At 37.5% G+C, this 4,395-nt stretch carries 4 protein-coding genes; 3 read left to right on the forward strand and 1 reads right to left on the reverse strand.

All coding sequences use genetic code 11. The annotated features are described in order from the left end of the window. The first annotated feature begins 68 nt into the window (after positions 1–68). The 3 genes from dnaX to recR are packed head-to-tail and all read left to right on the forward strand — an operon-like array spanning position 69 to position 2,615. A complete protein-coding gene (gene dnaX / locus AC3AX0_RS06905) occupies positions 69–1,652 on the forward strand; it encodes a DNA polymerase III subunit gamma/tau (RefSeq protein ID WP_487549573.1) in 1,584 nt (527 codons plus the stop codon). A gap of 9 nt (positions 1,653–1,661) precedes the next feature. Continuing rightward, on the forward strand, positions 1,662–2,006 hold the full coding sequence (locus tag AC3AX0_RS06910; RefSeq protein WP_487549574.1) for a YbaB/EbfC family nucleoid-associated protein: 345 nt from the start codon (positions 1,662–1,664) through the stop codon (positions 2,004–2,006). Positions 2,007–2,018: 12 nt separating this feature from the next. Beyond that, complete coding sequence (gene recR / locus AC3AX0_RS06915; protein ID WP_487549575.1) at positions 2,019–2,615, forward strand: recombination mediator RecR; 597 nt, start codon at positions 2,019–2,021, stop codon at positions 2,613–2,615. 67 nt (positions 2,616–2,682) lie between these two features. Here recR and AC3AX0_RS06920 read toward each other — a convergent pair whose 3' ends face one another. Further along, positions 2,683–3,909 (reverse strand): cation:proton antiporter, encoded by a 1,227-nt coding sequence (locus AC3AX0_RS06920; RefSeq protein ID WP_487549576.1) that lies wholly within the window; start codon positions 3,907–3,909, stop codon positions 2,683–2,685. Between the last annotated feature and the right edge of the window lie 486 nt (positions 3,910–4,395).

Raw genomic sequence — 4,395 nt, forward strand, 5'->3', positions numbered from 1 at the left:
AGGATTATCGCTTGATTATAACGATAATTTTGATATAATAATAAAGATACGAAAAAGGGTGGTGCTATATGTCACATCAGGCAATTTACAGAAAATATAGACCAAAGACTTTTGACGAGGTTGTAGGTCAGGACCATGTAACGGAAACACTCAAAAATCAAATAATGAGAAATTCAACCGCCCATGCATATCTGTTTTCCGGTATCAGGGGAACAGGAAAGACTTCTACGGCAAAGATATTTGCAAGAGCTGTCAACTGTACAAATAATACAGACGGAAACCCTTGTAATGAATGCGATGCATGCCTTGGCATACTTTCTGAAAGGAACATGGATGTAATAGAGATGGATGCCGCTTCAAACAATAGTGTTGAGGACATCAGAGATCTTAGGGAGAAGGTTAAGTTCCTTCCATCCCAAAGTAAGTTCAAGGTGTATATAATCGATGAGGTTCACATGCTTTCGAAGGGAGCATTCAATGCACTTCTTAAGACACTAGAAGAGCCTCCTGAGCATCTTCTCTTCATACTGGCCACTACGGAGCCCCAGAAGATACCTGCCACCATACTGTCGAGATGTCAGAGATTTGACCTTAAGAGAATATCGGTAAAGGACATGATGGCAAATATGAATACCATATGTAGTGACTTAGGCATTGAAGCTGAGGAAAATGCACTAAGGATGATTGCAAACAGCTCGGAGGGAGCTCTTAGGGATGCACTTTCAATTCTGGACAGATGTCTTGTATACAGCGTTGACAAAATCACCTATGAGGATGTAATAATGCTTCTTGGAACTGTAAATTACAATACAATCATAAGATTTACTGATATACTTATAGATAAGAACATCAAGGAGCTTCTTATGGTTCTTGATGAAATACTTTCCCAGGGAAAGGAAATAACATTGTTTTTAGAAGGTCTCATTGAGCATTTAAGAAATCTTTTGATATTGAAATCCGTCAAAGATGGTCAGAGTTTTGTAAACACCGGCGAAGATGCAATCAAGCTCATGAAGAATCAAAGTTTGAAGCTTACTGTCGATGACAATATTAGATATATAGAGGAGTTGTCTGAAACTCTTGCACTGTGCAAAAGGGCTGTAAACAGCAGAATACTACTTGAAACCAGACTCATCAAGTTGTTAAGTGTAAGAACTGCAGCAATTGAAACGGTCTACATAGAAAAACTAGTATCAGAATCGGCACCGAAGCAGACTGTGAAAACAGAGACATCTAATAAAGATGAAGTATTACAAACTTCAAATGAAGCAGTTTCCGAGGTCATAGCAGAGGATGACGGTGAAATCCTAAGACAGATACAGGACAACTGGGATCTCATTCTCCAGACTGTTAAGAAGCGCAAGATAAGCTTGAATGCAATAGTCAAGGAATCTCAGCCCCACCGGGTTGTAAAGGGAGAAGTGATTTTAAGATTTGCTGAACAATATACTTTTCATTTAAACAGGGCAAATGCTAAGGAAAGCATAGAATTCATGGAGCAGGTCTTCAAAAATATATTGAAAAAAGATTTGAAAGTAAGATTCATAATTGAAGACTCAAAAAAAAAAGAGTCTGATGAGGAAATAAGAGAAAAAATTAATGAAAAAGCTTTTGAATTGTTTGGAAAAGAGAAAGTAAAAATTATCGATTAGGAGGCTATTATGGCTAAAGGAAGAAAAATGCCTGGAGGAACGGGCGGAAATATGAACAATATGATGAAACAGGTACAAAAAATGCAGAAGCAAATGGGTGAGGTTCAAGCGGAACTTGAAACAAGGGAAGTTGAAGCGACTGCCGGTGGTGGAGCAATAAAGGCTGTAGTGAACGGAAAGAAGGAACTTCTAAATATAGAAATCCAACCTGAAGTTGTAGATCCTGATGATATTGAAATGCTTCAAGACCTTATTATTGCTGCTGTAAACGAGGCTATAAAGAAAGCAGATGAAATGATGGAAAAGGAAATGGGAAAGATTACTGGAGGAATGAATATTCCAGGAATGTTCTAGTCGGGGTTTAATATGGAACAATATGCGGCTCCCATAAATCAGCTTATTGAGGAAATGTCCAAACTGCCGGGAATAGGCAGGAAGACTGCTCAAAGGCTTGCGTTCCACATACTTGAGATGAAGGGCGACGATGTAGTGAAACTTGCCCAGTCCATTGTGGATGCCAAGAAGTATATAAAATTTTGTTCAGTCTGCGGAAATATGACGGACAAGGATCTTTGCAATATCTGCAGCAATGTAAAAAGAGATGATTCAATTATTTGTGTTTTAGAGGATTCGAGGGATGTTGCTGCAATGGAGAGGACCAAGGAGTTCAAGGGATACTACCATGTACTTCATGGAACTATATCACCAATTGATGGAATAGGGCCCGATGAAATAAATATCAAAGGACTCATAACAAGGCTTAATGAAAAGGTACAGGAGATAATCCTTGCCACAAACCCAACCATTGAAGGTGAGGCTACAGCCATGTACATAGCAAGGCTTGTAAAGCCAATGGGCATAAAGGTAACAAGAATAGCCCACGGAATTCCTATTGGTGGAGATATTGAGTATACAGACGAGGTAACCCTTGTTAAGGCTCTCGAAGGCAGAACTGAACTCTAATTAAATAACTAGTCAAAAAAACAGAAACACGCTGGAAAATCAGCATGTTTCTGTTTTTTTGTGTTGTCTAAATAGCCTTTTTATCGTTGTTGGTTTTTCTTTCTTTTTTGATTTTAGGTCGGTGCAACTGGCTTTCTCCAGCATTTATTATTGCTGTCTTTGTTGCTATAGGTCCTATTACTTCAGTTAGTATTGTAGTTGCAAGGAGGATTGTGATTACTATGTCTCCAAGATCAGTTCCTGCAAATTCACGGCTAACGCTGATCGCAAGACCAACTGCAACCCCCACCTGAGAGTAAAGACCGAAACCGATGTATTTCTTGACAGTCGTGGATGATTTTGAAATAAATGCTCCTAGTGAAGCACCTGCTGTTTTTCCTATGATTCTTACTGCAAAATATACAAATCCTACAAGTCCAAGTTGAGGTATCATTGAAATGTTGAGCCTTGAGCCTGCAAGAATGAAAAATATTGAAACGATTGGTGTTGAAAAAATTTCAATTTGTTCAAATGCATATCTGTTGTCGGGAACAAGGTTTGCCACTATTACACCCATGGCCATTGCAGATAACAGTGCAGATAAATGGAAAGTAGTTGTGATTCCTATTAAAATTAGTATTGCACCAAGTATATATGAAAGTATGTCTAAGCTTCTTCTTTCTTTATTAAGGATATATGAAAGACAAAATCCTATTACAGCTCCAACAAGAAGTGAAAGAACAATCTCCATCAAGGGAAGCAATAGAACCTTTGTCACTGTCAGTGCTTCATGTTTTATGAAAACTTTGGCTATGGCCGATGAAACTGAGAATATCATCAAACATATTGCATCGTCTACAGCGACTACTCCGAGGAGTGTTGATGTAAGAGGACCTTTTGCCTTAAGCTCTCTAAGAACCATAGTTGTTGCTGCAGGTGCCGTGGCTGCTGCAACGGCTCCAAGTACAAGTGCATTTGCTATACTTTGACCCAGGGCCAGCAATGCCCCCGTTACAAGTGCAAAAGCAATGAAAGATTCGAAAAATGCGATTATGAATATTGATTTTCCAAGTTTTTTAATAAGGGGGATTTCAAATTCACTACCAATATTGAATGCTATTATTCCCAGTGCAAAATCACTGATAAAGGACAGTTTGTCCAGTAATACTGAGTTTGTAATATTAAATCCTGATACTCCAAGTATAAGCCCTGCGATAATATAACCGGCTACACTAGGAATTTTGACCTTGTTAATAAGCTTTCCTGCAAATAGTCCTACAAGAATTGCTATTCCCAAGCTAGTAAATTCGTTCATTTTATTATACCTTCTTCCAGTTGTTTTTTAGTCTATGGAAATCAGCGTAAGAAAGATATATTATGCAAAATACCTTGAAGCGTTGGTATTTTACATCTACGAAAAACTTTCTACGCGAACAACACCGTTTACACGTATGACGCAACGAAGTTGCTTTGTCTAAGTGATATTTGGAGCTTCCTAAAAAACAGCTAGAAATTATGCGCTTAAAACAAAATTGGCTTGACTACATTAGATGAGTTTAGCACTAATGAAAAACCATGTCAAATCATTTGATGACTTTAATGTTAAGTTTTCGTAACATTTAATATTAAAGCTTGAATACCTTGGAATTCCAAAGAAAATGGAATCGTTTTCATATATTTTCCATGAGTAGCTTGATTATTAAAGCAGTTTGATATATATTTATGATGGTAAAAAAATTTAAGATAACTTTAAAAAGGAAGTTTTAACTCACAAGTAGTTTCGTACTGATTTATGTAAGAT

The sequence above is a fragment of the Dethiosulfatibacter sp. genome (assembly GCF_983023055.1).

Excerpts from the sequence above, each read along its gene's own strand:
- dnaX (WP_487549573.1), top strand. The coding sequence starts at position 69 with ATGTCACATCAGGCAATTTACAGAAAATATAGACCAAAGACTTTTGAC.
- AC3AX0_RS06910 (WP_487549574.1), top strand. The coding sequence starts at position 1,662 with ATGGCTAAAGGAAGAAAAATGCCTGGAGGAACGGGCGGAAATATGAAC.
- recR (WP_487549575.1), top strand. The coding sequence starts at position 2,019 with ATGGAACAATATGCGGCTCCCATAAATCAGCTTATTGAGGAAATGTCC.
- AC3AX0_RS06920 (WP_487549576.1), bottom strand. The coding sequence starts at position 3,909 with ATGAACGAATTTACTAGCTTGGGAATAGCAATTCTTGTAGGACTATTT.